26 protein-coding genes are annotated in these 24,979 nt (G+C 62.4%); 21 read left to right on the forward strand and 5 right to left on the reverse strand.

Annotated features, from left to right (window positions below):
* The 3 genes from ACTHLA_RS07865 to ACTHLA_RS07875 form a co-directional block, all read left to right on the forward strand.
* A partial coding sequence (locus ACTHLA_RS07865) for an efflux RND transporter periplasmic adaptor subunit (RefSeq protein ID WP_440186957.1) occupies nt 1-888 on the forward strand: 888 nt, incomplete at its 5' end.
* Nucleotides 889-951: 63 nt separating this feature from the next.
* Nucleotides 952-1,719, forward strand: a complete 768-nt coding sequence (locus tag ACTHLA_RS07870) for an SDR family NAD(P)-dependent oxidoreductase (protein WP_440186960.1) — start codon at nt 952-954, stop codon at nt 1,717-1,719.
* A 61-nt stretch (nt 1,720-1,780) separates the two neighbouring features.
* Nucleotides 1,781-2,329 carry a host attachment protein gene (locus ACTHLA_RS07875; protein WP_440186963.1) on the forward strand — a complete coding sequence of 183 codons (549 nt, stop codon included), beginning with the start codon at nt 1,781-1,783 and terminating at the stop codon, nt 2,327-2,329.
* A gap of 1 nt (nt 2,330) precedes the next feature.
* Here the strand turns inward: ACTHLA_RS07875 and ACTHLA_RS07880 are convergent, their stop codons facing one another.
* Together ACTHLA_RS07880 and ACTHLA_RS07885 are read right to left on the reverse strand one after the other, a co-directional pair.
* Entirely contained in the window at nt 2,331-2,846 is a 516-nt protein-coding gene (locus tag ACTHLA_RS07880) for a host attachment protein (protein ID WP_440186966.1), read from the reverse strand.
* Nucleotides 2,847-2,980: 134 nt separating this feature from the next.
* Complete coding sequence (locus ACTHLA_RS07885) at nt 2,981-3,109, reverse strand: hypothetical protein (protein WP_440186969.1); 129 nt, start codon at nt 3,107-3,109, stop codon at nt 2,981-2,983.
* Between the two features lie 11 nt (nt 3,110-3,120).
* On the opposite strand from ACTHLA_RS07885, the gene ACTHLA_RS07890 reads away from it, so the two are divergent.
* The 16 genes from ACTHLA_RS07890 to ACTHLA_RS07965 all read left to right on the forward strand — a co-directional run bounded on the left by ACTHLA_RS07890 (nt 3,121) and on the right by ACTHLA_RS07965 (nt 16,565).
* The gene (locus ACTHLA_RS07890; RefSeq protein WP_440186972.1) at nt 3,121-3,933 is read left to right on the forward strand and encodes a CHAD domain-containing protein; all 813 of its coding nucleotides are present in this window, start codon (nt 3,121-3,123) and stop codon (nt 3,931-3,933) included.
* The gene (locus ACTHLA_RS07895; RefSeq protein ID WP_440186975.1) at nt 3,930-5,663 is read left to right on the forward strand and encodes a PHA/PHB synthase family protein; all 1,734 of its coding nucleotides are present in this window, start codon (nt 3,930-3,932) and stop codon (nt 5,661-5,663) included. The genes ACTHLA_RS07890 and ACTHLA_RS07895 overlap by 4 nt, the downstream gene beginning before the upstream one ends.
* An 88-nt stretch (nt 5,664-5,751) precedes the next feature.
* On the forward strand, nt 5,752-6,225 hold the full coding sequence (locus ACTHLA_RS07900) for a hypothetical protein (RefSeq protein WP_440186978.1): 474 nt from the start codon (nt 5,752-5,754) through the stop codon (nt 6,223-6,225).
* 14 nt (nt 6,226-6,239) lie between these two features.
* Complete coding sequence (locus ACTHLA_RS07905; RefSeq protein ID WP_440186981.1) at nt 6,240-6,887, forward strand: BON domain-containing protein; 648 nt, start codon at nt 6,240-6,242, stop codon at nt 6,885-6,887.
* A 19-nt stretch (nt 6,888-6,906) separates the two neighbouring features.
* Nucleotides 6,907-7,353 (forward strand): CBS domain-containing protein, encoded by a 447-nt coding sequence (locus ACTHLA_RS07910; RefSeq protein ID WP_440186984.1) that lies wholly within the window; start codon nt 6,907-6,909, stop codon nt 7,351-7,353.
* A 23-nt stretch (nt 7,354-7,376) separates the two neighbouring features.
* A complete protein-coding gene (locus ACTHLA_RS07915; protein ID WP_440186987.1) occupies nt 7,377-7,733 on the forward strand; it encodes an SPW repeat protein in 357 nt (118 codons plus the stop codon).
* Nucleotides 7,734-7,965: 232 nt separating this feature from the next.
* On the forward strand, nt 7,966-8,463 hold the full coding sequence (locus ACTHLA_RS07920; protein ID WP_440186990.1) for an Hsp20/alpha crystallin family protein: 498 nt from the start codon (nt 7,966-7,968) through the stop codon (nt 8,461-8,463).
* Nucleotides 8,464-8,756: 293 nt separating this feature from the next.
* Nucleotides 8,757-9,269: a hypothetical protein gene (locus ACTHLA_RS07925; protein WP_440186993.1), complete on the forward strand. Its 513-nt coding sequence runs from the start codon at nt 8,757-8,759 to the stop codon at nt 9,267-9,269.
* A 139-nt stretch (nt 9,270-9,408) separates the two neighbouring features.
* Nucleotides 9,409-10,701, forward strand: a complete 1,293-nt coding sequence (locus ACTHLA_RS07930; RefSeq protein WP_440186996.1) for a GAF domain-containing protein — start codon at nt 9,409-9,411, stop codon at nt 10,699-10,701.
* Nucleotides 10,702-10,756: 55 nt separating this feature from the next.
* Entirely contained in the window at nt 10,757-11,422 is a 666-nt protein-coding gene (locus ACTHLA_RS07935; RefSeq protein WP_440186999.1) for a phosphoribosyltransferase, read from the forward strand.
* Nucleotides 11,415-12,767, forward strand: coding sequence for an erythromycin esterase family protein (locus ACTHLA_RS07940; RefSeq protein ID WP_440187002.1), 1,353 nt, complete (start codon nt 11,415-11,417; stop codon nt 12,765-12,767). Before ACTHLA_RS07935 ends, ACTHLA_RS07940 begins: the two co-directional genes overlap by 8 nt.
* 3 nt (nt 12,768-12,770) lie before the next feature.
* Complete coding sequence (locus tag ACTHLA_RS07945) at nt 12,771-13,475, forward strand: dienelactone hydrolase family protein (RefSeq protein WP_440187005.1); 705 nt, start codon at nt 12,771-12,773, stop codon at nt 13,473-13,475.
* Nucleotides 13,476-13,579: 104 nt separating this feature from the next.
* On the forward strand, nt 13,580-14,542 hold the full coding sequence (locus ACTHLA_RS07950; protein ID WP_440187008.1) for a bifunctional enoyl-CoA hydratase/phosphate acetyltransferase: 963 nt from the start codon (nt 13,580-13,582) through the stop codon (nt 14,540-14,542).
* Nucleotides 14,539-15,639 (forward strand): acetate/propionate family kinase, encoded by a 1,101-nt coding sequence (locus ACTHLA_RS07955; protein ID WP_440187011.1) that lies wholly within the window; start codon nt 14,539-14,541, stop codon nt 15,637-15,639. Before ACTHLA_RS07950 ends, ACTHLA_RS07955 begins: the two co-directional genes overlap by 4 nt.
* A 91-nt stretch (nt 15,640-15,730) precedes the next feature.
* The gene (locus tag ACTHLA_RS07960; protein WP_440187014.1) at nt 15,731-16,078 is read left to right on the forward strand and encodes an ArsR/SmtB family transcription factor; all 348 of its coding nucleotides are present in this window, start codon (nt 15,731-15,733) and stop codon (nt 16,076-16,078) included.
* Entirely contained in the window at nt 16,071-16,565 is a 495-nt protein-coding gene (locus tag ACTHLA_RS07965; protein WP_440187017.1) for an SRPBCC family protein, read from the forward strand. The genes ACTHLA_RS07960 and ACTHLA_RS07965 overlap by 8 nt, the downstream gene beginning before the upstream one ends.
* Before the next feature lie 1,356 nt (nt 16,566-17,921).
* On the opposite strand, the gene ACTHLA_RS07970 is transcribed toward ACTHLA_RS07965, so the two are convergent.
* The 3 genes from ACTHLA_RS07970 to ACTHLA_RS07980 form a co-directional block, all read right to left on the reverse strand.
* Complete coding sequence (locus ACTHLA_RS07970) at nt 17,922-18,887, reverse strand: replication initiator protein A (protein WP_440187020.1); 966 nt, start codon at nt 18,885-18,887, stop codon at nt 17,922-17,924.
* Nucleotides 18,888-19,012: 125 nt separating this feature from the next.
* A complete protein-coding gene (locus tag ACTHLA_RS07975; RefSeq protein WP_440187023.1) occupies nt 19,013-19,321 on the reverse strand; it encodes a hypothetical protein in 309 nt (102 codons plus the stop codon).
* The gene (locus ACTHLA_RS07980; protein ID WP_440187026.1) at nt 19,321-20,004 is read right to left on the reverse strand and encodes a ParA family protein; all 684 of its coding nucleotides are present in this window, start codon (nt 20,002-20,004) and stop codon (nt 19,321-19,323) included. The genes ACTHLA_RS07975 and ACTHLA_RS07980 overlap by 1 nt, the downstream gene beginning before the upstream one ends.
* A gap of 1,045 nt (nt 20,005-21,049) precedes the next feature.
* Here ACTHLA_RS07980 and ACTHLA_RS07985 point away from each other — a divergent pair.
* Together ACTHLA_RS07985 and ACTHLA_RS07990 are read left to right on the forward strand one after the other, a co-directional pair.
* Entirely contained in the window at nt 21,050-21,199 is a 150-nt protein-coding gene (locus ACTHLA_RS07985) for a hypothetical protein (RefSeq protein ID WP_440187029.1), read from the forward strand.
* Nucleotides 21,200-21,634: 435 nt separating this feature from the next.
* Nucleotides 21,635-24,952, forward strand: coding sequence for a TonB-dependent receptor (locus tag ACTHLA_RS07990; RefSeq protein ID WP_440187032.1), 3,318 nt, complete (start codon nt 21,635-21,637; stop codon nt 24,950-24,952).
* Nucleotides 24,953-24,979: the final 27 nt, after the last annotated feature.

Consider the following 24,979-nt stretch of genomic DNA (forward strand, 5'->3'; position numbering starts at 1 on the left):
ATCTTGCCCGCGTCGCCCCTGCCGCTCGATGCGCGCACCCTGGCCGAAACGCGCGCTGGCGTACTGGCCGCAGAGGCCGCCGTCAGCGCCGCCGCTGCGGATGACGACATGGCGCGCCGCGATCAGGCGCGCGCCCAGACCCTTTATGACAAAGGCTATGTCAGTCCCGCCGCGCTCGACGCCGCCAATATGCGTTTGGCCTCGGCCAGCGCCGCCTTGCAGGCGCGGCGCGCCGAACTGCGGCAGGCGCAAGCCGCAGCGGGCGGAGGTCTTAGCTCGGCGCAGGCGGCCATCGTCCTGCGCAGTCCGGTGGCGGGCCGCGTGCTGCAACTGCATCAGAAAAGCGAAGCCGTCCTGCTGGCGGGCGCGCCGGTGCTGGATGTCGGCGATCCGACCGATATGGAAATTGTCGCCGAGTTCCTGTCGCAGGACGCGATGCTGATGAAGCCGGGCGATCCGGCCTTTATCGAGGATTGGGGCGGCTCGGCGCCGATCCCCGCCACGGTGACGCGCATCGAACCGTCCGCCCATACCAAGATTTCCGCGCTCGGCGTCGAGGAGCAAAGGGTCAATGTGATCGCGCGGCTCCAAGATCCGGCGTCGGCGCCCGTGTTCGGCGACGGCTTTCGCGTCAATCTGCGCGTCATCGTGTCGCGCCAGACGGATGTGACGCGCGCGCCCGTGGACGCGCTGGTGCGCGACGGCGCCGGCTGGGCCGTGTTCCGAGTCATGCAGGGCAAGGCCCTGCTGACGCCGGTGCGCGTCGAGGAGGCTGGCGACGCCTATCGCCGGGTGATTTCCGGCCTCACACAGGGCGATGAAGTCGTGCTCTATCCCGGCGACGCGCTGAAATCCGGCGACAGGGTCACATCAAGGCGCGACGGTTGACGGCGGTCAAGGCGCGCGCTGGTCCAAGGCGCTAGGCTCAACATAGCAGAAGCGGAGGCCATTATGGATCGCGTCAAGGGCAAGGTGGCCATCGTCACGGGCGGCGCTAAGGGAATTGGCGCCGCCGCCGCATCAAGACTGGCCGCAGAAGGCGCCAGCGTGGCGATCACCGACATCAGCCGCGACGAGGAGCAGGTCGCCGAGGCCATTCGCAAGGCGGGCGGTCGCTGTCATCTGTGGCATATGGACACGACGAACGAGGACGAGGTGCGCGACACGATCGACGCCATAGCCGCCGCCTTCGGCCATATCGACGTGCTGGTCAACAATGCCGGCATAGCCGGGGTCAACAAGCCGACCGACCAGATCAGCGCCGCCGAATGGGACGAGGTGATGAACGTCAATGTCCGCGGCGTCTTCTTTTGCACCAAGCACGTCATCGCACATATGAAGCGCGCCGGCGGGGGCTCGATCATCAACCTGTCGTCGATCTACGGCCTGGTCGGGGCGGCGGACAATCCGCCCTATCACGCCTCCAAGGGCGCAGTGCGGCTGATGAGCAAGACCGACGCCATGCTGTATGCGCGCGACAGAATCCGGGTGAATTCAATCCATCCGGGCTATATCTGGACGCCGATGGTGCAGGCGGTCGCGCACGACAGCGGCCAGAGCGATGAGGCGTTTCGCGCCGAACTGGCGCACCTGCATCCGCTCGGCCATATCGGCGAGCCCGACGACATCGCCTGGGCGGTCGTCTATCTGGCCTCCGACGAAAGCCGCTTTATGACCGGCGCCGAACTGGTCGTCGACGGCGGCTACACCGCGCGCTAGCGCCTTGTCCGATCCGATGGGATCGGATCGGCGTTCTGAGCTTTACCTTTAGGAGCCTGCCATGCCGTCCGAAGCGCCGTCTCACCTCCCCTTGCCACATGAGCGTCGTCGTCGCTGGGTTCTGGTCGCCGACGCCGCCAGCGCTCAGATCTATCGTCTCACAACGGGCCTCGCCGTGCGCGGCTCGGCGAACCGGCCTGAGGCCGAAGCGGAATGGCGGCTGGAGCCGCTGCCGGACCTGAACCTGACGCCTGAGACGATTGAGGCGTATGAGATGGGCGCGGCCACCGCCATGACCTTTGGCGCGAAGGGGCGCGCGCGTCATGCCACGGAGCCGCGCCCCAACCTGCGTCGCCGCCTCAAGGCCGATCTGGCGCGCGCGGTCGCGGAACGGCTGAACGAAGCCTGTCTGAAGGACCGGTTTGACGACCTGATCGTGGTCGCGCCGCCCGCCTGGCTTGGCGATCTGCGCGCCGGTCTGAGCGACCCGGCCCGCGGGCTGGTCCGGCTGGAGATAGGGCGCGACTACGCCGGTCTCGACCTGCCGGAGCTGACGCGTAAACTGCAGGCGCTTCTGCCCGATCTGGACGGACCGGGCGCGCCCTTTTGATTCAGCTAAATATCTCAGGGCAGGCGCGGCGCAGACTGGCGACAATATCCGTCACGCCGGAGCCTGTCGGCGCCGCTAGCTCGCACAGGATGCTGGCGCGCGTCGTCGCATTGAGATGCCGACGAAGGATGGCGCGGGCGGGCGGATTGGCCAGCACCACCCGATGGTCGAAACGGCCGCCAGCGCGCGCCGCGGTTAACATGCTTGCGATCAGCCGCGCCAGATGCTGTTCGATGATCTGCGCAGAAAGCTGAGCGCCCGGCTCGACGTTCAGCCGCATGCCCGCCTCCGGATCGAGACGCCACAGAGAGCTATCATTCGCCGCACCGTTGGCGGCGATGGACAGGCTCTGCGAGAAAACCGCCGCTTCAAAGGCGGTGACGCTGACGACCCATAGTCTTCGCTGCCAAATCCCCGATCGGCTCTCCGATCCGATGTCCAGTCGGCCATGCGCCTGACTGTGCGACGCATCTGCGTCATTTGCGGCGACGAGCGTGACGGGTGCGGCGTACGACATGATAAAATCCCCTGTGACCCTGCGCCGGACCAAAACCGGCGCCTTCGCCTCACTCTAGTCACAGGGGCCGCGGGCGGTTTGATAAGCGTCAATCCCGGCGTAATACCGTGTTTCCTTACAGGTTTTGACGCCGGTCAAGGACGCGCGGACGACGATCCGTCATGCTGCCGCCATGCCTGATCGCGCTCATTCATCTCCTGATGCTTCGCTTCCTGACCCGGCTGCGGATGCAGCGCCCCATCGTAAGGATGCGCGCCGCTCACCCGCCGTCGCCTTGTCCCGCGATTTAGCCGTCGGCGACATGATCGGGCATGAAATCGACGCCATGTTCACGACGCAGGGCGCGTCGGGCGAGACCGTCCACCAGCTTCGCGTCGCCATCAAAACGATCCGCGCCCTGTTACGGTTGGCGAGGCCGAAACTGACGCGGCGGGACTATCGCAACGCCGATCGCGTCTTCAGGGATCTGGCGGGCCGGTTGCGCAACGATCGCGAGGCGGATGTGCGGCTAGAGACGCTTGACGATCTGGCGCAGCGCAAGGGGACGGGTCTGTCGCCGGACGATGTGGCCGAAACGCGCCGCAGTCTGCTCGCAGCAGCGGCTCAGGACGGCGACGAAGGGCGTCAGCAGCGGTTGGCGCGGCTGCGCAACGATCTCAACGCGCAGCGCGCCCACATGCCGTTGCGGAACCTGAGTCTGAACCGGAATGAGGTCATCAAGGGCCTGCGCCGCGCCTATCGCCGCAGTCGGCGCGCCTATCGCACGGCGCTCGCCCAGCCCTCCGGTCGCAATCTGCACGCCTGGCGCAAGACCTGCAAGGCGCTCATCTATCAGCTCGCCGCGACGCGGGACGAGACGGCGGCGAAGACTTTTGCAGCGGACCTGGCGGCGTTGGGACATCGTCTGGGGCGCATACACGATCTGTCGCGTTTAGCCAGGCATCTGCGCGCTGAACCCGGCGTCGGCGCGGCGGCGCGGGTCGCCTCCTTAGCCAGACGGTTCGTTAAGAAGCAGACGAAAAAAGCGTTGGCGGCGGGCAAGGCGTTGTTTGCGCGTCGCGCGCGCGTCTGGCTGCCCGCATCATGAATGCGCCGCCGCTCTTTCCGAGATCGCCGCGTCAGGGGCGCGCCGACGCCATACGCGCTCTGGGCGAACAGGCCGATCAGATGTTTCAGGGAGGGTTGTCGCGCCTGACCCTCGGGCTGACCCCGGCGGGCCTGACCGAAACCTATATCGCCTGGCTGGCCCATCTGGCCCTGTGCCCCGGACGTCTCGCCGAACTGGCCGCTTTTGGCTGGCTGCACGGGCATGACGATTTCAGCGCGCGCGAGCACGCCCGCGACTCGCGATTTCGATCACCGCTGTGGCGCGGCGCGCCGTGGGGATATTATGTCCACGCCTTCCGCATGGCGGAGGCGTTCTGGGACAGGGCGACGCTCGATATTCCCGGCCTGACGCCGACCCATGAGCGCGGGATCAACTTCACGGCTCATCAGATTCTCAACGCCATCTCGCCAGCGAATTTCTTTGTCAGCAATCCCGAAATCCAGGCCGCCGCCTTGCGCTCGTGCGGGCGTTCGCTGATTCAGGGCGCCCAGCACGCCTATGAAGACTGGCGAAGCCAGATGAACGGCGAGCCGCGCGCCGGACTGGACGCCTTTAAACCGGGCGAGCGCGTCGCCCTGACGCCGGGCAAGGTGGTGCTGCGCAATGATCTGATCGAACTGATTCAGTACGATCCGCAGACGCCGCAGGTTCATAAGGAGCCAATCCTGATCCTGCCCGCCTGGATCATGAAATATTATATTCTCGATTTATCGCCCGATAATTCGCTGGTCGCCTGGCTGGTGCGACAGGGGCATACCGTGTTCATGGCCTCATGGAAGAATCCTGACAGCGCCGACCGCGACAAGGGCATGGACGACTATGTGCGTGAAGGCGCCCTGGCCGCGCTCAACGCCGTGAGCGCCATCCGGCCCAAGGCGAACATCCATCTGGTCGGCTACTGCCTTGGCGGCACGCTGGCCCTGGTCACGGCGGCCTGGCTGGCCCAACATGGCGACGAGCGCCTGCGCAGCCTGTCCCTGTTCGCGGCGCAGGGCGATTTCACCGAGGCGGGCGAGATCATGGTCTTCGTCACCGACAGCGAGGTCGCCTATCTGAAGAATATGATGCGCGCTCAGGGCTATCTCGACACCCGCCAGATGTCCGGCGCCTTTCAGATGCTGCGCTCCAACGACAGCATCTGGTCGCATCTGGTGCGCGACTACTGGGAGGGCGAGCGCGCCGAGATTTTCGACCTCCTGGCCTGGAACGCCGACACCACGCGTCTGCCCTACAGGATGCACAGCGAGTATCTCGAAAAGCTCATTCTCGAAAACCAGTTCGCCAACGGTCATTACCGCGTGCTGGGCACGCCCGTGGCCGCCGAGACGATACGCCAGCCTGTCTTCGCCGTCGGCACGGAAAGCGACCACGTCGCGCCGTGGACCTCGGTGTACAAGATTCACCTGATGGTGTCGGGCAATGTCACCTTCGTCCTGACCAATGGCGGCCATAATGCCGGTATTGTCAGCGAGCCGGGTCACCCCAACCGTCACTACGGGCTCGACAGCCGACGCTCCGGCGCGCCGTATCTGAACGCGCGCGACTGGCAGGCTCAGGCGAGCCTGCACGACGGCTCGTGGTGGCGGGCCTGGGGTCTGTGGCTGCGCCGCGTCGGCGGCAAGGAAATGGTCGCCGCCCCGGCCCGCGCAGGTAACGCCGCCTTCCCGCCGCTGGACGACGCGCCGGGCCGCTACGTTCTCCAGCGCTGATTTTTGCGTTGCGTCAATGCCGGAGGCCGGACGGACGCTTAGACTCTTTGCATGCCCCACATCGTCAATCGGCCAAGGAGTTCATACGATGGATACCGACACCCCCAAGGCGGCCCGCGCAGGCGCCGCGCTTATCGCTGAGAACAAGGCGAAGCTTCAGGATGCGCTCAGCGACACAACGCACCTGTTGAGCGGCGCCAATGAAAGCGTCAACCACATTACCGGCGAGGCGATGAGCTGCCTGTCGGACAATCTGAACGCCGCGATGGAATCGGCCAATCAGGCGTCGCGCTCGGTCAGCGAAATCAGCAAATCCTATCTCGACTCGTTTAACGGCGTGATGAACTCGTGGAACGAGCTGGCGCGCGAGGGCGCGGCCTGTAAGACGCCGGAGGAACTGATCGCCCTGCAAAAAAAGGGCTTCGATCCGTTCAAGACCTTCGTTGAGGCGTCCTTCCGGTTTTATGGCGACCTGTTCTCCGCCTATGTCAGCGCCGTGCAACCCATGCTGACGCGGTCGGCGGAGTCGCCGCAACGTCTTCTCCGCGCCATGGCGGACTGAACAAGGAGGATAAGATGATGAACGATATCGATCTGCGCCAGAAAATTCTGGACGAACTTGAGTTCGATCCCCGTCTGGACGCCGCCGCCATCGGCGTCAGCGTGAAGGACGGCGTCGCGACCTTGAGCGGTCGCGTGGCGTCCTACGCCGAAAAGATCGCTGCGGAACAGGCGACGTTGCGCATCAAGGGCGTACGCGGCGTGGCTCAGGAAATTCACGTCGTCTTTCCCAGCGACAAGAAGACCGGCGACGACGATCTGGCCCGCCGCGCCATCCAGATCATTGACTGGGACGCCACCGTGCCGGACACGATCAAGGTCAAGGTGCAGGACGGCTGGGTCACGCTGAGCGGCCAGGTCAACTGGCAGTTCCAGCGTGTCAACGCCGAGAACGCCGTGCGCAAACTGTCCGGCGTCGCCGGCCTCACCAACCAGATTACGGTCCGTCCCAGCGTCAGCGCCGCGGACATCAAGACCCGCATCGAAGACGCGCTGAAACGCAACGCCGCGCTTGAGGCCGAGAACATCCGGGTCCAGGTCACCGGTGGTCAGGTGTCGCTGGAAGGGCGCGTCCACGCCTGGAGCGAGCGCTACGCCGCCGAACAGGCCGCGTGGTCCGCGCAAGGGGTAACCACGGTGAACGACCGTCTGGTCGTCGCCTGAACCAGGAAAGGAGACAGTCATGAAACCTGTCAAAATCAAAGAGATCATGACCGCGCACCCGACTCTGATCGCGCCGGACGCTTTGGTGGCGGACGCTGCGGGCAAGATGCAGTCGGTCGAGTGCGGCTGCCTGCCCGTTGGTAACGAGGGCGAGGCCATCGGCATGATCACCGATCGCGACATCACGCTGCGCGTCGTCGCCGAAGGCCGCGATCCGGCAAGAACCAAGGTCTCGGAGGTGATGAGCAAGGGGCTTTACACCATAGACGAGAATGACGACCTCGACGACGCCGCTTCGCAGATGCAGGCGCACGGCGTCGGACGGCTTATCGTCACCAGCCGCAAGAAGGTCGTCGGCATCGTCACCATGGCTGAAATCCTGCGCGCGGTCGCCGATAGCGAACGCAGCCCCAAAATCCTGCGCGAACTGGCCAAGACGCGCTTCCCCGCGCACGCCGCCCATTGACGGCTTCAGGATTGGATATCGTTATGAAAAAGCAACTTTGGCAGGACTGGACGATGACGGCGATCGGGATATGGCTGTTCCTGTCGCCATGGGCGCTCGCCATTGCGCGCGCCGATATTTTTCCTGTCGGCGCGGTTCTGTGGAACATGTTGGCGTCCGGCGTCGTGGTCGCCCTTCTGGGCGTCCTGGCTCTGATCGGCAGGGCGGTCTGGGAGGAATGGGTTGAAATGCTGGCGGGCGTCTGGCTGCTGGCTTCGCCGTGGGTGCTGGGGTTCGGCGACCAGGCGATCATGGCGTGGAACGCCGCCCTATGCGGCCTTGCCGTCATCGCGCTATCGGTGTGGAGCATCTCGCGGCGCCAAAGCGAAAGCCACGCCTGAAGCGCCATTTCTGATCTGGATCCCATTTCTGATCCAGATCAATGCGGGTCGGCGACAACGGCCTTAGGGTCAGCCGTCAGCGTTTTCACCTTCCCATAAACTGCCGGGTCCTCGGGCCCGGCTTTTTCTTTTTGGGCTTTCCGTGCGCTTGACCCACATCAAGAGCGCATGAAGGACGCGCGATAGAATAGCGCCGCGCGCGGTTTTGCGCCGCTTTTTTCAGGAGACAGTCATGCCCAATTCCATTAGCTCAGCTTCAAACGCCAATGTTCCGGTCCTGCGCGGCTGGAATCCGCTGCGCAACTTGCAAAGCGGGGTCAACCGCGTCTTCGAGGATTTCTTCGGCGATGTCAGCATGCCCGCCCTTTGGGGACGCACCGATGCGTTCAACGTCGCAGAACCGGCCATCGACATCGTACAGAACGATAAGGCCTATACGATCAACGCCGAGATTCCCGGTCTCAACGCCAAGGACGTCAAGGTGACGGTCGCCGACGGCTATCTGGTGCTCGCTGGCGAAAAAAGCGAGGAGAAAACCACCGAACGCGCGGACTATGTCTGCCAGGAACGCAGCTATGGCAGCTTCCAGCGCGTCGTCGGTCTGCCCGCCGACGCCGATCTCGACAGCGCCAGCGCGCAGATGCGCAACGGCGTCCTCAGCATCAGCGTCAAGCGCCGCGTCGGCGCCGCGGCCAATGAGCGCAGGCTCGACATCCGAGAAGTCGCTTAAGCCGCCCGCGCCGTTCTCAATAGCCTGCCCGTGGCCGTCCCTGACCGGGACGGCCTTTTGCCGCCGGAACGGGCCCTAAGCCTTTATTTTGTCGCTCTTTCCTATCCAAAAAATGGAACCACTTTTTGGGAAAGCGCTCTAAGTAAATATCCCTAGGATAGAACCGGATTCCTGACAGGGTCTGCTTGCGGCATTGGTTAACGCGTCAGGCGAATTCGCCCGGCATCCGCTCCCGAAAATATAAAACGCCGCCAGAACGGCCAGAACCCTTCCCAGAACAGGACGCCACACCTATGCAAGCTTACGAGATCATCCCCGCCCCGTCGCTTTCCCCTTTCGAACGCCCCGCCCTGACCGCCTGTGACGGCGCGCCATGCGACAAACCCGATGCCGGCGATCTGCGCCTTGCGCCGCGTCATCTTTCCGACCCGCGCCCGGTCGTTGACTGCGCCAGCGGCAAACTGGACTGGGACATTTTTTTACGCGAAGACAAAATAGGGCTGATCCGCCTCGATTTTCTGCCGCCGGAGTTCGATCAGGAGCTGTCCCGCCGCTGTCCCGCCGTGCGCGTGTGCATCGCGCCCCAGCATCGCGGCTTCGGTCTCGGCGCCGCCAGCCTCAACCTGTTCATCGGCCTGCTGCAAAGCTACGGCTTTCACCGCCCCTTGCTGGCGGCATTCCGCGAACACGACGAGGCGGCGGAAGCCATGCTGCTGAATGCGGGCTTCATCCCGACCGGTTGCCGTTCGCGCGACGCATCCGGCGCCGTCCAGCGTCATATGGTCGCCCTGCCGACGGACCGGTAGCCGATTTTCATCAATCTTTGCCCCTTGGCGAATATTGACAGCCTCGTCATTTCGATTAATCATGAAATGGGGACTGTTGAGTATATGCTGCGCCTGGTGTGACGCCTGCGGCGACGCCTCCCCGTATTTGGGAGGGCGTATGACAAACTATCCCACCGACCGTAACGCGGCGCGTCTTGCGCCCGGGCTGCCCGAACTGGACGACAGTCTTTACGAAATTCTCGACGCCAGCATCGAGATCACCCAGGCGGATTTTGGCAATATCCAGATCGTCAATGCGAGCGGCGATGCGCTGCTTCTGGCGGCGCAGCGCGGCTTTGCCCAGGCGTTCGTCGAGCATTTCGCTGTTGTTCCCTTGAATGACGCCTCATCCGTCTGCGGGCGCGCCGCGCAGAGCCATCAACGGCTGAAGGTGGTTGACGTCGAAGCGGACGAGAGGTTTGCGCCGCATCGTAAGATCGCGCGCGACGCATCCATTCGCGCCTTTCAATCCACGCCTCTGCTCAGCCGGAACGGCCAGTTGCTCGGCATGCTGTCAACGCATTTCCGCCTGCCGCGCCTGCCCGATGAACAGCACCTTCATATGCTCGACCTCTACGCCGCTCAGGCGGCGCATGTGCTTGAATTGATGCGCGCGCGCGATCCGGTTTCAGCGCCCGCCGCCGCCTCGCCCAATCCTTTGTCGTTGCGTCTGTTGAAGGATCTGCCGTTTTTCGCCGAGCTGACGGATGAGGAGCGCGACGAGCTGTCCAGGGTCGCGCAACTGCGTCATTACCGCTCCGGCGACGCCATTTATCGCGCAGGCGATGTCATGACTCATTATTTCTGGGTCTGCGTCGGGGCGGTGCAGAAGTCGCGACTGACGCCGGAAGGGCGCGAATTCACAGCCGCCATCCGCATCGCCGGCGATATTCTGCTGGAGCATGACGCGTCGCGAACGCCCCGCGTGCGCACCCTGAACGCCAGAGCGGTCGGCGCCACCACGCTGCTGGCTGTGCCCGCCGCCTGGATCGAACAGCGCTTCAGCCAGTGGGATCATTTGTCGAACAAGGTGCTGGAGCTGCTCACCCGCCGCGTTCAGGACGCCCGCATCGAGGTCGAGCACCAGGCAAGCTTCAACGCCACCCAGATCGCCGCCTGTTTTCTGCAACAGCTCTGCGTCTCGCACCGTCTCGATCCGGCGGGATTCCCCCTGCCCTATTCCAAGCAGTTGATCGCCTCGCGGCTCGGCATGGAGCAGGAGAGCCTGTCGCGCATTTTTCCGCGCCTGCGTGACCACGGCGTAAGGATCGAAGGCCGCAAAGCCGTCTTCACCGATCTGGAGGCGGCCCAGGCCTATGCCTGCGACGCCTGCACGGTGTCTGAGGACTGCGCAGTCCGCCGCACGATGCAGCGGCTTGTGGCGCCGCAGGACGCGGCGCGCAAGGCCTGATCCGCCTTTTGACGGCAATCAACGCCCCGCTCCGCTGACCCCGCATAATGACGGCATGTATTTTCATGACCGACACGATGCGGGCCGACAATTGGCCAAAGCCCTGACGCGGTATCGCGACCAGCCCGACGGCCTCGTCCTGGGTCTGCCGCGCGGCGGCGCTCTGGTCGCCTATGAGGTCGCGCGCGCCCTTCGTCTGCCGATGGACCTGATGATCGTGCGCAAGCTGGGCGCGCCGGGCCACGCCGAACTGGCCATCGGCGCTATCGGCGAAGGCGGGCAAAGTATTCTCAATCAGGACGTCATTAAAAGCCTTGGCGTGACGGAAGCGGCCCTACGCCAGATCGTAGCTGCGGAAACCACCGAAATTGCGCGGCGCGTTCAGCTTTATCGGCAGGGCGCGCCGAGGCCGTCCCTGACCGGCAGGACGGTCATCCTGGTCGATGATGGCTGCGCCACCGGCGCCGATATGCGTGCGGCGGTGCTGGCGGCGGCGGCGCACAAACCCAAACGATTGGTGGTCGCCGTCCCCGTCGTCTCCGGTCCGGCGCACAACCTGCTGGTCCAGTCGGCGCCGTTCGCCGCCTATGAGGTGGTCAGCCTCGCTGCGCCGTCCCCCTTTTACAGCGTCGGCCAGTATTACGGCGATTTCCATCAATGCAGCGACCAGGAGGTGCTCGACCTGATGATCGAGGCGCGTAAGGAGCAACATCATGACTGAGACAGCCGAATCCCGCCTGCTGCGCGATCTGCGTCAGGCGATCCAGCCTCTGGACCCTGGCGGCGCCGCGCAGATCGCGCAGCGCATGGCTAAATCCCACATCGTGATGATCGGCGAAGCGACGCATGGCACGGACGAGTTTTACCGGCTGCGCGCCGAGATCACCAAATGCCTGATCCGCGATCATGGCTTCGCCGCCGTTACTGTCGAAGGCGACTGGCCGGACTGTTATCGCGTCAACCGCTATGTGCGCGGCGCAGCCGATATCAGCCGGGCCCTGGGCGCCCTGTCGGACTTCCAGCGCTTTCCGGCCTGGATGTGGCGCAATCCGATCGTCGCCGACTTCATCGACTGGCTACGCGCGCATAACGCCGCCATAGCCGCGCCGCAAGACAAGGCCGGCTTTTATGGACTGGACCTCTACAGCCTCTACGCCTCGATTGAGGGCGTGATCGCCTATCTCGACGCCGTCGACCCTGCGAACGCGGCGCGCGCCCGACGCTACTATGCCTGCTTCGATCACGGTCACAGACTGGCCCAGACGCCGCAGGCCTATGGTCAGCGCGTTCTGTCGGGCGTAAGTCCCGACTGTGAACGCCAGGCGATCGAGCAGCTTGCCGCCTTGCGGCGCAATGCGGCGCTTTATATGCGCCGCGACGGTTTCGCCGCAGGCGAAGCCTATTTCTGCGCCGACCGCAACGCCGAGGTGGCGCTCCGCGCCGAACAGTATTATCGCGCCATGTTTCAGAGCCGCGCGATCTCCTGGAACCTGCGCGACAAGCACATGGCGGACACCCTGTTCGCGCTCAGCGATTATCTCGGCGGCTGGCGCAGGGAGAAGGCGAAGATCGTCGTCTGGGCGCACAATTCGCACATCGGCGATGCGCGCGCCACCGAGATGAGCCAGCTCGGCGAATGGAATCTCGGCCAACTCGTCCGCGAGGCGCGCGGCGACGACGCCTTCCTGCTCGGCATGTCGACCTATGCCGGCGAGGTCACCGCCGCCTCGGCCTGGGACGGCGAGGCCGAACGCAAGCGGTTGCGTCCGGCCCTGCCCGGCAGTTACGAACACCTGTTTCATCTGCTGGGCCAGCCGGACTTCTTCCTGCCGCTTCGCGGCGACGGTCCGCTGCAACATGCGCTCGGCATTCCGCGCCTGCAACGCGCGGTCGGCGTCGTCTACCTGCCGGAGTCCGAACGCACCAGCCACTATGTCCTGTCGCGACTGCCGCGCCAGTTCGACGCCATCGCGCATATCGACGAAACCAGCGCCCTGGCGCCGCTGGAGCCGCGTCGCCGCGCCCCTGTCCGTGATCTCATGGACGCCTATCCGTCGGGGATATGAGCCATGTCCACTCCGGCGCCGCGCTCCAGCTCTGTCCGACCGGTCATTTTCCCGGTGTTTATTCCGGTCGATGGCGTCGAGCTGGAGGGCGATTTTTATCTTCCCGGTCAGGCCAAGGGCGTCGTCATCTTCGCCCATGGCAGTGGGTCGAGCCGATACAGCCCGCGCAACCGTGTCGTCGCCGACATCCTGCACGACCAGGGCGTCGGCACGCTTTTGATGGACCTACTGACCCTCGCCGAGGAAGCCAGCGACCGCGAAACCGGGCGCTATCGCTTCGATATCCCCCAACTGGCCCGGCGCCTGACGGCGATCCGCGACTGGGTGGCGCGCAGCTATGGCGATTTAAATCTCGGCTATTTCGGCGCCAGCACCGGCGGCGCGGCGGCTTTGATCGCCGCCGCCGCCCAGCCGGACCGCATCGCCGCTGTCGTATCGCGCGGCGGGCGGCCCGACCTCGCCAGCGCATTCTTGCCAAAGGTCAAGGCGCCGAGCCTCCTGATCGTCGGAGAGAAGGACACGCTGGTGCTGGCCTGGAACCGTCAGGCCCTGCAACAGCTCAACGCCGCGTCGCAACTGCGCATTGTGCGGGGCGCGACCCATCTGTTTGAGGAGCCGGGGGCGCTGCAACAGGTCGCCACCCTGGCCGCCGACTGGTTCGAGCGGCATTTTGCATCGCCAAACGCGCGTGAAGGCGCGACACGCTGACGCATTTCCCCTCCTCCGCGCAATCAGCATTCGCGCCAAGGCCCCGTATCGCCTATCATCGCGCATCCTCAGACCGCCGCGCGGTCATCATCAAGGAGCCCGTCATGGACGCCGTTACGCCGCCGCCCACCGCAACCGGCGCGCACGCCCATTGCGACGCCCTCCTGGCCCGCTGTCAGGGGCTTGCCCCGGTTCGTACCGCCATCGTCCATCCGGTGCAGGCCAATGTCCTCGAAGCGGCGCGCGACGCGGTCGAGGCCGGTCTGATCGCGCCGACGCTTGTCGGACCGAAGGCGCGCATTCTCGACGCTGCGAAAATGTGCGATGTCGACATATCCGTCTGGCCGCTGATCGACGTCGAACACAGCCACGCCGCGGCGGCCAGGGCGGCGGAGCTTGCGCGCGCGGGGCGCGTGGACGCCATTATGAAGGGCGCGCTGCATTCGGACGAATTGCTGGGCGCGATCGTGCATCCGGACTCCGGGCTGCGCACGGAGCGGCGCATCTCGCACGCCTACCTGATGGACATAGCCAGCTATCCCAAGCCGTTCATCATTACCGATGCGGCGATCAATATCGCCCCGGACCTCGCCGCCAAGGCCGACATCCTGCAAAACGCCATCGACCTGTGGCATGTCCTGTTCGGCCCTTCGCTTCCCAAGGCGGCGATCCTGGCGGCCGTTGAGACGGTCAATCCGAAAATGATCGCGACGCTCGACGCCGCCGCCCTGTGCAAGATGGCTGACCGCCGCCAGATCACCGGCGCCGTAGTCGATGGGCCTTTGGCTCTGGACAACGCCATCGACGCGGAGGCCGCGCGCGAGAAGGGCATCGTGTCCGAGGTCGCCGGACAGGCCGACATCCTGCTCGTTCCCGACATCGAGGCCGGCAACATGCTGGCCAAGCAACTGACCTTTCTGGGCCACGCCGACGCCGCCGGAATCGTGCTGGGCGCGCGCGCGCCGATCATGCTGACCAGCCGCGCCGATTCCTTACGCACCCGCATGTTGTCCTGCGCGCTCGCGGTTTTGCTGGTCGAGGCGCGTCACAAGGGGCAGATCCTGTGATCCAGACCCTTCTGGCGCTCAATGCCGGTTCATCCAGCGTCAAATTCCGTTTGTTCCGCCTGCCGGACCTTGATCTTCTCGCCTCCGGTCAGGTCAGCGGCCTCGGCGCAAAGGCGCGCTTCGTCATCGATGGCGAAGACCGCCCGCCCGCCCTCGCAGAGGACGCGACCGCCGAGGCCGCCCTGACCGCGATCATCGCCTATATTCATGATCATGAGCAGAACTGGAAAGTCGCCGCCGTCGCGCATCGCATTGTGCATGGCGGCGTCGCGTTCACCGGACCGGCGCGCCTGACCGCGCAGACGCTTGACGCGCTGGAGCGGCTCTGTCCTCTGGCGCCCCTGCACCAGCCGCACAATCTGGCCGCCGTGAAGATCGTTGCGTCACTGCTGGGCGAATGCCCGCAGATCGGTTGTTTCGACACCGCCTTCCACGCTGGGCGCGATCCGTTGTTCACGCGCTTCGCGCTCGACGAGGCGCTGACGCAGCAGGGCGTCAGGCGCTACGGCTTTCACGGCCTGTCCTATGCCTGGATCGCCGAGGTTCTGCGCCGCGACCACCCGGAGCTTTACAAGGGCCGCGTCATCGCCGCGCATCTGGGCAATGGCGCCAGTCTGTGCGCCATGCTGGGCGGGCGCAGCCTTGACACCACCATGGGTATGACCGCGCTTGACGGCCTTCCCATGGGGACGCGCTGCGGCGCGCTCGATCCGGGGGCGGTGATCTATATGCTGCGCGATCTGGGTCTGTCGGTAGAGGCGCTGGAGCGGAGGCTTTACGAACAATCGGGTTTGAAGGGCCTGTCCGGCCTCAGCAACGACGTGGCCGAGCTGCTGGCCAGCGATGATCCCAAGGCTCGGTTTGCGCTCGACTATTTCGCGCTGAAGGTCGCGCAATATATCGCCATGCTCAGCGTTTCGCTTGGCGGCCTCGACGCCCTGGTCTTCACCGGCGGCATAGGCGAACACGCCGGTCCCGTGCGCGACGCGATCCTGCAAAGGCTGAACTTCAGTCCGCCGAAGGCCGTGTTCGTCCTGCCCGCCAATGAGGAGCGCATGATGGCGATTGAGGCGCTGTCGCTGCTTGAGGCCTCGTAAAGCGAATAAAATTTGATTGTTTAGGGCCTTGCCTTGAAGGCGGCGTTTCCCGCTTGCGCGGGTGACAGCTTGAGGTTATATACTGAACCAAATGGTTCAGTATATAACCCGCCTTGACGCCGCCTTCTCCGCCCTGTCCGACCCCACCCGTCGCGGGGTTCTGGAGCAGCTTGGCCGGTCTGACGCTTCGATCACGGATCTTGCCGACCGCTTCCACATGAGCCTGACCGGCATGAAAAAGCACGTCGGCGTACTGGAGCAGGCCGGTCTCGTCGCCACCGAGAAGGTCGGGCGGGTGCGGACCTGCCGTCTGGGGCGGCGCGCGCTCGATGAGGAGGCGGCATGGATCGAACGCTATCGCCAGCTCTGGGAGGCGCGCTTCAGCGCCCTGGATCAGATTGTAGAAGACTTGATATCAAAGGAGACTTCCCATGACTGACAAAGCCGACATCCGCACGGAGGTGGACCGGGCGTCCGACCGCGAGTTGGTCGTGACGCGCATGTTTAACGGCCCGGCGCGCATCGTTTTCCGGGCCTGGAGCGAGCCTGCGCTGTTCCAGCGCTGGTGGACGCCTAAATCGCACGACATCGCCTTCGTCGCCTGTGAGATGGACGTGCGCACCGGCGGCGCCTATCGCCTCGTGTTCAGCCACCCCGCCGCCGAGCAGCCGATGGCGTTTTTCGGCCGGTACCTGGAGGTGATCCCCAATGCGCGCATTGTCTGGACCAACGAAGAAGGCGGCGGAGACGGCGCCGTCACCACGGTCACCTTTGAGGAGGTCGGCGGTATGACCAAGGTCGTGCTGCGCGACCTCTATCCCTCAAAAGAGGCGCTCGACGAAACCATCGCTTCGGGCGCCACATGCGGCTTTGAAGAACAGTTCGACCAGTTGGACGGCCTCGTCGGCGAACTGGATGCGGCCTGACCAGAGCGGAGATGGAGCGTGTGGACGGCCCATCTCGACCTTATGAGCAAGTCCGGGATCTGACTCGGGGCTAGGCCCTCCTCCCAACAGGCGCCCTCCTCACGGACCTCTGCGGGTGAGACGATGTCGTGGGCGTCATCTGTGCGCCACGGACCTGACTCGCATGGATCGCAGGTTCCCGTTGGGCATCCGATAACAGGCCTTCCATCTTCCAAATCGCTGACTGACGGACGGTCGCTGGACGCGGGCGGCGCAATAAGCAAGCTGGGCGGGATGGAGCTTTGCGTCGGATAGCGACCTTCTGCAGGGCCTATGGGTCGTAAAACCGCCTTAGAGAGCCGCAGGACGGCCTTGGCGTCTCATCCGACCGCATGGGTCGCAATGCCCCTGGAGCAGGCTCCAAAAGCCCCTGAAGCGGTTAAACGCGCGTGTGGTCCTGGCGAACATGCGACGTTGAGCTTAACATCTCTGCATCGGATCGTTCTCATTGACATAGCTGCCGGCTCAATCAGGTCTTTGAATACGGGTGACGGACCTATTACATCAGGGCCTGGACATTGGCGGTCGTGGCGCGGTGGGGTCGGGATATCAGGGGCGTGACTCTGTAAAAATCGCGCGCAGGGGGTTCGGACCGAGTCGGGACATTAGGGGCGAAGGATTACCCCCCGACCTGTGGGACAGCGTTGGGCGACCTTCATAGGTCGCGCAAACGCTGTCTTTTCCTAGACCTTTCCCCAAACGCCTCACGTTAAAAGGACTCTTGTTAGAAATATAAGTTAGAAGGTTAAGGTTAAAATCAGGGCCAATTTCTATTTAGAAATCAGATAGTTGTGGAATGCGGAAGTCCTTGAAATCCCGATGGATCGCCCTTGATGTCCCGACGCATGCGCCCCCGTAGTCCCGATAGAAAAAGCCCTTAAAATCCCGAGGCTTACGGCAAATTTGTCCACAGGCCGGGAAAACAGCTCCCCGCCCCTAATATCCCGAGAGGCGTCTGAGTCGCAAATGAGTCAAGTCCACCACGATTTTCGCCGAATATGCCGCCTCTACGCCCTTCAGATGGCCATCTGCGCCCCTAAAATCCCGACTCGCAGCCGGAAAATCAGCGACTTAACGACAAAGAGAGAGAATCGAAAGGTTAACGAGTCCCTAATATCCCGATATGGAGGCGCACAAAGTCGCGAAGACAGCGCCATCGGCCCCTAATATCCCGAGGAGGGTGTAGAAAAATGGCTTGAAAATCAAGGAGTCGGTATCTGCGCCCCTAATATCCCGACAGGGGGGCGTACAAAAGGGGCTGAGACCCTGACGGACAAAGGCAGGCGTCGAAACGCCCCTAATATCCCGTGCCTGCAATTAGCTGGCGTCAGCCAGGCGCGGGTTCTTGCCGCTATCGATGAGGCCGCGACGGGCGTCTTCGCGCCCCAGTCGGGCGAGTCGCTCCAGATCCTCAGCGAGACGCGCCTCGTCTTCAGCCGCTTTTACGAAGGCGCGGTCAACGAAGAAGACGGCGGGTTCGCCGTTCGCCAGGTTGGTCAGGGTCATGCTGTAGCGGGGCAATTCGTTCCTTTTCACCGAATTGCGGAGCATTTCCGCGAATTTCTTGGACGAGCTCTCACTACCGCTTTTCTTCTGCAGGGAGGCGAAGCCGCAGCTCCAGCCATTGGCCTGCGAGCCTGCGTGTTTGCGCGCAATCCGGTAAAGGGCGCGATCAAGGCCGCCGGTCAGGAGAAAATATTCGCGATCCAGGGTCAGGACGTTTTCGTTCTTGGTGATGGCGCGGAAAATCCATGGCGGCAGGGTCAGGGACAGACTGGTCACCTTCTCCATCTGGTCGGGGGTTTCAATACGCCCCTCCCCTTCGAATTCCGCCAGCCAGTTGAAGGTGGCGAAATGACCTTTTCTGGCCCGGATATTGGTCTGGATGGACGTGTGGTGCAGGCGGTTCAGGGCGTCGAACAACAGGCGGTATTCGCGACCGCCGGTGTCACGGGCGATGCCCTTCAGCAACTCGTGCGGGGTGGTGTGCACGGTTGCGGACTCCATATTGTTGCCGCGATCGCGTTCATGAACGACGCGGGAGATAAGCCAGATCAGGATGTCGCAATCCCAGATGGTCGCCATGCCGAATTCAGGGTTGGCGCGCACCTTGACGACGATCTCGCCGTCGTCGCTTTCATATTCGATGGGCTTATTGCGCTTCTTCTTGGAAATGGAGAAGAACGGGCGCTCCATCAAGGTGCGCTCGTCCTTGGGGCTGTAGTCGATAATGTCCCGGATGAACAAATCGCGGACAGGATGCGGATCGATGCGCTTGACCATTGGAAGCTGACTTTCGATGTGCGGAAGCGCCGTCCAATAGATCCGGTGGCGACTCACATTAATGAAGCAAAACTAACACGGATGCGGGAATTCCGGAAAAGTTGAAACGCTCTCCCCTCCCCTGCTCAGCCTTTCAGCTGGCGGTAATGCGACATAGCCTCTTCGATGATGTCGGGCAGGCTCAGGCCTGTTTCATTGGCGTGTTCGCGCATCCAGCGCGCCGTTTCGGTCGTGATCTTGATCGTCAGCTGGGCGTCGCGCGGGACCCGACGGCGCACGATACGGCCAGCGTCCTTGAATTGCGAGGACAGACCGCTCTTATCGAAACCGGCGTTGCGGGCGATGGACTGCACGTCCGCGACCGCCGGGGCCGGTTGAGGCGCTTTTGAAACTGGCGGCAAGAGCGTTTTGCGGGCGGAGATAACCTCTTCCATTAGGCGACTTCCTTCTGCTGGGTCTGAACAATGATTTCAGCGACGGCTTCGGCGAAACGGAAGCCTTCTTCGAGCGCCTTGGCGATGCCAGGAACTTCCTTTTTGTCAAGGCGGTTGAGCGTGGTGCTGAAGCTGAAGATCGAGCGATACGCATCGCGTTCGCAGACTTCGAAAACGATGGGGATGCCGGCGTCGATCGCTGTCCGCGCCGTGTTGTCCATTTCCCGGCTTTTCAGCGCCGGGGGCACGCGGTTCCACACGATGCCATAGGCGCGCTGCGTAGCCGAATTGGCGTTATATTGCTGAACTAGCGCGGCGGTCGCCATGGCGTCTTTCAAATCCATGGTCGACTTGTTGGCGGGTATGAGGATGCAGTCGGAATTGTAGACGCCGTTGGCGAGCGTCAAGCTGGCGGAGCCTTCGACGTCCACGATGACGACATCGTAGGCTTCACGACCGCGCGCAATCTTTTCTGCGATCGTCGAATGGGTGGCGGTCGTCACGGAAATGGTGTCGGGCGCCCTGGATGGATCGTACCATTCCGAGGCCAGACGCTGCTGCGCGTCGGCGTCGATGATCAGGACCGAATAGTTGGAGGCGGCGTAAACGCCGGCCAGAACGACCGTGAGCGTGCTCTTGCCCGGCCCGCCCTTGCTGGACGCCATACAGATGACAGTCGACATTCGGAATCTCCTTAGACGTTTAGCAGGGTCCGGCGCGGGGCGAGCGCTTGGCTTGTTAATGCCCCGAAAGCGCCACGCGTATGCCAAATGGTTGATAAGCGCTTAACCTTAACAGGTCGTTAACATGGCGTTGACCGGGCATGCGGCTGGCGGTTCCATAGATGGTGGCTGTCGTGGACATGTCGGGCAAAGAGCGTCCGCTAGACAGTGGCTGGCGGTGCAAACGCCAAGAGCAGGGCGAAGGCGTGTCATGCCTTATGCTGGCTATAAATAGGGCGGGCGCTTGCCCTGCCTTATGCTTGCCCAAAGCATGTGCAGGCGCATAGCATGTAAAAGCCTTGCGCGGGCGGAAGGCGTGCGCGCGGCTGGCGCAAGTCAGGCGCACGAGATTGCCAGTGACATGCCATGCACATGTATATAGCATGTCATTGGCGTGCATAAAAACCTCAACAGATACAACGTAGTAGTCAATGGCAGCCACGCAGATGCAGCCAGGATGACGCCGCATTCGCAGCGGGTCGGCGAATCAGACACATGCCGTAACCGCAGCGTGACGCATTTGCGGCCAACATCAAGCTCCTGCGAAGTCCACGCGCACGCCGCGCCAGAGCGCAGACATCAAGATCTGCGACTTCGGCGCTTTACATCATCCAGCACCGGGGGCTCCGAAGCGCACTGACGGGGCAGGGGAGGGCGCTACAAAATCACAATCCGACTCACGTTCATGGGGCCAGGAGCCCGCGCCGTTTCGGCCGAGACCGTCAGCCTGTCGACCCGCCCGCCATCAAGTGGGATTCTGTCTCTTGACGCCTAAGAGGTCGTGCGCAAGGCGCAATATCGCCATTGTCGGCGATACCGGTTCGGGCAAGACCACCTTGATGAAGAGCCTGCGCCAACATGGTCGGGCAGGAGAACGAATCATAACCATTGAGGAGGTTCGCGAGCTGTTCCTTCCGCGTCACGAGAACTGCGTGCACATGCTCTATTTCAGGGCGGGCAGGGGTGGCGAAGGTGACGCCCGCCGATCTGATCGCGGCCCGTTGTCATGCTGCTGTCCGAAGGTCAGATGAGAGATTATATGTGCGCAGCCTTCATGCTCGACAGCTTCCCGCCCGTTTCAGAACTGTTGGCCGACAAGGGATACGACGCGGACTGGTTTCGAGAGGCGCTCCAACAGCGCGGCATCAAGCCCTAGAGACCGCACAAGGCCAATCGCAAGGTGATGATCCCTACGACAAAATCCCTACAGGTGTCGGCTCAGGATCGAAAATATGTTCGGAAAGCTGAAAGACTGGCGACGCATCCATACCCGCTATGACAGATGCGCACACAGCTTCTTCTCAGCGATGGTGAACCGCGCCGGCTTTACAAGGGCGCACGGCATAGATCAGAGAAATAGTGGGCGCGTCACCTAAACTGTGTCTTCTCAAACACGCTTTAAGGTGGCTCTAAAATGAAGCCGTGGTTGACAGCGCTGACATAAATAATTGTTGTTGACTAAGAAAACGAGCCACGCATTAATGACACCGGTTTCCATCGGGCCGGGGAGATGGCTGGGTGTGACCCACGGGACCAGGACTGCGCCTCACAGAACAACGGAAGGCGCGGCGTTACAGGAAGGAAATTAATCGTGCGTAGAACCTCATCACAGGCAAGCTCTCTTCATTTTTATGCCTCTGCATTAGCTTTGGCCTTGGGCGTCGCCTCACCTTGTGTGGCGCTGGCGCAATCGAACGGCCCTAGCGCACCGCAAAATGACACCGGTAGCAAAACCGATTCGACCGTGGTGGTCGTGACGGGATATAGAGCCTCGCTTCAGTCTTCGTTGAATGCAAAAAAGCATGCTGACGTTATGCTGGACGCGATCACGGCGGACGATATCGCCTCATTCCCAGAAGCAAACCTGGCGGAATCTCTGCAGCGCATACCGGGCATCTCGATCGACCGCGATAACGGCGAAGGCCGTCAGATCAGCGTTCGCGGCCTGGGCGGCGATTTTACGCGCGTCCGCATTAACGACATGGAGGCCTTGTCGACGGCCGGCGCCAACGATTCAGGCTCAAGCCCCAACTCCTCGCGCGCCTTTGATTTCAATACCTTCGCCTCGGAGCTGTTCAGCCGCGTCACCGTGCGCAAGAGCGCCTCCGCAGAAACCGATGAAGGCTCGCTGGGCGCAACGGTTGACCTGACCACCGGGCATCCTTTTGACTACAAGGGTCAGAAATTCGTCCTGTCGGCGGAAGACGCCTATTATGAGAACGGCAAGCACCAAAATCCGCGTCTCGCGGGTCTTTATTCGAACCGCTGGTTCGGAGGTAAGCTTGGCTTTTTGGTCTCCGGCGCCTACCAGCAACGTGACACATCGGTCAGTTCCTATGGGCGCCAACCGGGGTCGTTCGATTACACGTATCGCGGCTCGACCTGGGCGACCTTCCCGACAAAGGGCGCCCCGAAAGTTCAGGGCTTCGCCTTGCCGACCGGAACAAATCTGGCTGCTTACGGGATCACCAATCCAACGGCGATCGCGATGCTGACGGGCTCAGATCCCACCGCCTATGCGGCGCTCTATCCAGATGGTCTCGGCAGCTCGTCACTGGTCCGGATACCGGCCCTGGCGACCATCAATCAACAAGAATTGCACTCAGAGCGACTTGGCATAACTTCGTCCCTGCAGTGGCAGGTCAGCGATAAGACCCGTGTCACGGTCGACTATCTGCACTCGCGTTTTCGTAATGAGAGCGTCAACTATCAGATCCAGAGCGTGGGCCTGAACCGTAACAACACCAACGCCGCCTATTATACGGCCAATGCGAAAACGTCGACCGCGAACAAGCGCAAAATGTATCCCAGCCTTTGCACGCCGCAAGCTGAGACGGATATTACCTACGGGCTTGATTGCGGCGCGCAGCTCTACGGAACAACGCCAGCCTTCGCGACTGGCTCAGATGGCAAGGCGGCGGTGCTGGGCGCTAACATCTTTTCTGTCAATCCCTACAATTTGGACACCTATGATTACTACAACAATCCAAATTCGGTGGGTTACACGCCAAGCGCGGACGGCATCGGCTTTCTACCGTCTCTGATCGGTCGTCCTGCGACCAAGGTTCTTGAGGCGCATGTCACCAATGGCGTCGCCGACTACCTTCAATTGTCGAACGTCGACTGGCGCTCTGGCGCCGACGCGGCCTTCTACACCACCTATTTCGATCAGCTTTCCACCCATCTGGATCAAACCCTGACAGATCGTCTACATCTGACAGCCGATGTGGGCGCATCGCGATCCCTGAACGACCAGGAGGGGCTACTGGTCGAGTTCAACAGCATGGATCGGCCGGAGACCATGACCTATGACACGCGCAATGGCGGGTCCATGCCCATGCTCGACCCGGGTTTCAACGTATCCGACCCAACCAACTGGGGCATCGTCAAGGGCTTCTCGGCGATGCGCCACTATCGCACCTTGATCGAGAACAAATATTATGGCGCGAAGTTCGATCTGGCCTGGGACTTCACCGATCACGACACTCTGAAGTTTGGCATGACGGGGCGCAAGTATGACTTCTCGAGCCATCAGTGGCAGCGACCGATCGATACGCTTAATCCAACAGAAAAAGAGGCGGGCGTGTCGGTTGCGTCGCTCGGCTCGGTGCATCAGTGGGGGCAGGGCCTGAACGTACCCTCCGGCATGCCGACGAGCTTCTTTGCGCCGGACCTGAATGCGTTTTCCAAGGTGTTCGGCTATGATTGCAACTGCGTCAATAAGTATGGCGACTTCACCATCTCGGACAAAAGAAATAACACAGCGCAGTTTTCCGTACAGGAAGAAGACCGTGCAGCCTATGTTCAATGGGACTTCGACTATGGGATGCCAGTGGGCGACCTGACCGGCAATCTAGGCATGCGTCAGGTCGTGACGGATGTTCTTTCGACCGGTCGCGACAATAAGGGGCGTCCGCTGATCGGCACGAACCATTATACCGACGCTTTGCCCTCTTTGAACCTGAACTACAAGCTGACCGAGCAACTCTACTTCCGTTTCGCGGCCGCCAAGGTTATGGCGCGTCCACTGCTTGGCAATCTGTCGCCGGCGGTCACCTCGATCGGAGTTCCGAGCACCGGGGACACGACCGGCGGCACGTTGACAATCGGCAATCCCAAGCTCAGCCCCTTCCGCGCCGATAATTTCGACGCCGACGTGGAGTGGTACTTTAAGAAGAACGCACTCCTGTCGTTTGCAGTCTTCACAAAGAAGATCAATTCTTACCCGCAAACGGTGATCTACTCCGCGCCGCTTTCGACCTTCCTGAGCGCCGACAATATCGCCGCCCTGCGCCAGCAATTCACCAACGCCAACCAGTTAGCCTATATCGACAACGACTACACCTTTGACGCGCGCCAATATCGCGACGCGCCGGGGGGCTCGCTTTCGGGTTGGGAGTTCAACTATCAGGAGGATCTGGACTTCCTGCCTGGCGCGCTGAAGAATCTTGGTGTGCAGTTCAACGCCACGCACATTATCTCCAAACTGACCTACATACTCGATCCGGGTAGCAAGACGGTGGCGCCGACCTACGGGTCCGGCCCTTGGCTTGGGGCCTCTCCAAACGCGCAAAACCTGACCGTCTATTATGAGGTTCCGCAGTTCAGCGTTCGTGTCTCGGTCGCCAAGCGCGACGGCTATTACACCAACTACCCGATCGCGGCTGGCGCCTGCGCGCCTGGCGCCTGTGATTCGCCGCTGATCAATGATTTCGCAGGCTCCAAGGGCACCACCAATGTCGACGCGGTCGCCGATTGGAATTTCAACAGTCACCTCAGCCTGCGTCTGGAGGGCCTTAATCTGACCAACCAAACCACAAATCGGTACGCCTATACGGCGAACCCGGTTGTGACCCAGTATGCTTCGACCGGGCGCCAAATCACACTGGGCGTTCGGTTCAAGTATTAGGTTGTTCCGCCGACGTTTTCTTCCCCG

This window comes from Asticcacaulis sp. (assembly GCF_051956075.1).
In the GTDB taxonomy this organism is placed as follows: Bacteria; Pseudomonadota; Alphaproteobacteria; order Caulobacterales; family Caulobacteraceae; genus Asticcacaulis.

Coding starts and splice junctions, on each gene's coding strand:
- ACTHLA_RS07870 (WP_440186960.1), top strand. CDS start 952: ATGGATCGCGTCAAGGGCAAGGTGGCCATCGTCACGGGCGGCGCTAAG.
- ACTHLA_RS07875 (WP_440186963.1), top strand. CDS start 1,781: ATGCCGTCCGAAGCGCCGTCTCACCTCCCCTTGCCACATGAGCGTCGT.
- ACTHLA_RS07880 (WP_440186966.1), bottom strand. CDS start 2,846: ATGTCGTACGCCGCACCCGTCACGCTCGTCGCCGCAAATGACGCAGAT.
- ACTHLA_RS07895 (WP_440186975.1), top strand. CDS start 3,930: ATGAATGCGCCGCCGCTCTTTCCGAGATCGCCGCGTCAGGGGCGCGCC.
- ACTHLA_RS07900 (WP_440186978.1), top strand. CDS start 5,752: ATGGATACCGACACCCCCAAGGCGGCCCGCGCAGGCGCCGCGCTTATC.
- ACTHLA_RS07905 (WP_440186981.1), top strand. CDS start 6,240: ATGATGAACGATATCGATCTGCGCCAGAAAATTCTGGACGAACTTGAG.
- ACTHLA_RS07910 (WP_440186984.1), top strand. CDS start 6,907: ATGAAACCTGTCAAAATCAAAGAGATCATGACCGCGCACCCGACTCTG.
- ACTHLA_RS07915 (WP_440186987.1), top strand. CDS start 7,377: ATGAAAAAGCAACTTTGGCAGGACTGGACGATGACGGCGATCGGGATA.
- ACTHLA_RS07920 (WP_440186990.1), top strand. CDS start 7,966: ATGCCCAATTCCATTAGCTCAGCTTCAAACGCCAATGTTCCGGTCCTG.
- ACTHLA_RS07925 (WP_440186993.1), top strand. CDS start 8,757: ATGCAAGCTTACGAGATCATCCCCGCCCCGTCGCTTTCCCCTTTCGAA.
- ACTHLA_RS07930 (WP_440186996.1), top strand. CDS start 9,409: ATGACAAACTATCCCACCGACCGTAACGCGGCGCGTCTTGCGCCCGGG.
- ACTHLA_RS07935 (WP_440186999.1), top strand. CDS start 10,757: ATGTATTTTCATGACCGACACGATGCGGGCCGACAATTGGCCAAAGCC.
- ACTHLA_RS07940 (WP_440187002.1), top strand. CDS start 11,415: ATGACTGAGACAGCCGAATCCCGCCTGCTGCGCGATCTGCGTCAGGCG.
- ACTHLA_RS07945 (WP_440187005.1), top strand. CDS start 12,771: ATGTCCACTCCGGCGCCGCGCTCCAGCTCTGTCCGACCGGTCATTTTC.
- ACTHLA_RS07950 (WP_440187008.1), top strand. CDS start 13,580: ATGGACGCCGTTACGCCGCCGCCCACCGCAACCGGCGCGCACGCCCAT.
- ACTHLA_RS07960 (WP_440187014.1), top strand. CDS start 15,731: ATGGTTCAGTATATAACCCGCCTTGACGCCGCCTTCTCCGCCCTGTCC.
- ACTHLA_RS07965 (WP_440187017.1), top strand. CDS start 16,071: ATGACTGACAAAGCCGACATCCGCACGGAGGTGGACCGGGCGTCCGAC.
- ACTHLA_RS07970 (WP_440187020.1), bottom strand. CDS start 18,887: ATGGTCAAGCGCATCGATCCGCATCCTGTCCGCGATTTGTTCATCCGG.
- ACTHLA_RS07975 (WP_440187023.1), bottom strand. CDS start 19,321: ATGGAAGAGGTTATCTCCGCCCGCAAAACGCTCTTGCCGCCAGTTTCA.
- ACTHLA_RS07980 (WP_440187026.1), bottom strand. CDS start 20,004: ATGTCGACTGTCATCTGTATGGCGTCCAGCAAGGGCGGGCCGGGCAAG.
- ACTHLA_RS07985 (WP_440187029.1), top strand. CDS start 21,050: ATGCTGCTGTCCGAAGGTCAGATGAGAGATTATATGTGCGCAGCCTTC.